The following is a 1173-nucleotide window of genomic DNA, read 5'->3' as shown; positions in this document are numbered from 1 at the left end:
AGACCATTTCCTGCCCGTTCACCTTCGTGAAAGGTGGCATCTTTTACTTCACCAGACGCATCCCAAAGGAACTCAGAGACCACTACACCTCGCCGCGAATCGCGTATTCGTTGCGAACGAGGTCTGCGAGAGTAGCTGAAGCCAGAGCGCGGAGAGCTGCAGATCAGCTTGATGAGTACTGGTACCATCTTCGTTCTCAGATCAGTCAGCTGCCTGGGAAGCACTTGCTGAGGCAGATGCTGACCAAGGATCAGGAAACGTCTGAACACGTGCCGCCTGAATCCTCTTCCTGTGTGCTTCTGTCAGAGGCCGTTGGCATTTATTTGCGTCAGAAGGGCAGGGGGAAGTCTAAGACCTTCCACAGGGCAGCAGAGCGAGCCTGCGGGTATGTCATCGATGCATGTGGCGACAGGCCCCTGGATGCATACACCAAGGTGGACGCTAACGCGTTCCGTGATGCGCTCATAGGTCGGGGTTTGGCGGGCAGCAGCATGACACGTGTGTTTGGTACGGTTCGAGCTGTTACCAACTTCGCTGCAAGCGAAATGGGTCTTTCCTTGGTGAACCCGTTTGTCGGGGTCTATTACGATAGGGATGCCGGTGTCTCTGAGAGGAAACCGGTCGCTGAGGAGGCCTTGGTTGCCATACAGAAGCTCTGCAGGACGACTAACGATGACATGCGATGGCTTGTCGCTCTGGTTTCGGACACTGGGATGCGGCTTGGGGAGGCCGCTGGGCTGCTGCGCGAGGACTTTGTGACTGATGGCGAGGGTGGGATTGTCGCTCGGGTCCGACCACATCCCTGGCGGCGTCTCAAGACGAAAGGTAGTGAGCGCGACGTGCCACTCGAAGGAATGGCGGCGTGGGCGGCCAAAAGGGTCTTGGCGCAACCTTCAGACACCAAATTCGCCTTCCCTCGCTACAACAGCGGAGAGACGACAAATGCGAACTCAGCCAGTGCTGCGTTGAACAAATGGATGAAGGAACACACGGGTGAAGAAACGACCATGCATGGTTTCCGCCACGCAATGCGCGACAGGCTAAGGGCTGTCGAGTGTCCAGCGGACATCGTGGATCAGATTGGCGGTTGGCAGACCGATGGTGTCGGCCACAGCTACGGCTCAGGGTACCCGATTGCTGTTCTACGGAAGTGGTTGAAGGCCGTTACATGAG

1 protein-coding gene is annotated in these 1173 nt (G+C 57.0%); it reads left to right on the top strand.

Annotated elements, in window-relative coordinates; translation table 11 throughout:
- Positions 1-1172: DUF6538 domain-containing protein (locus tag ACI3GR_RS20115; protein WP_407497037.1), on the top strand; the 1172-nt coding region annotated here is incomplete at its 5' end.
- Position 1173: the final 1 nt, after the last annotated feature.

This window comes from Pseudooceanicola aestuariicola (assembly GCF_045763785.1).
Lineage (GTDB): Bacteria > Pseudomonadota > Alphaproteobacteria > Rhodobacterales > Rhodobacteraceae > Pseudooceanicola.
The sequence above is the reverse complement of the archived record's forward strand: the minus strand, read 5'-3'. Positions and strand labels throughout refer to the sequence as shown.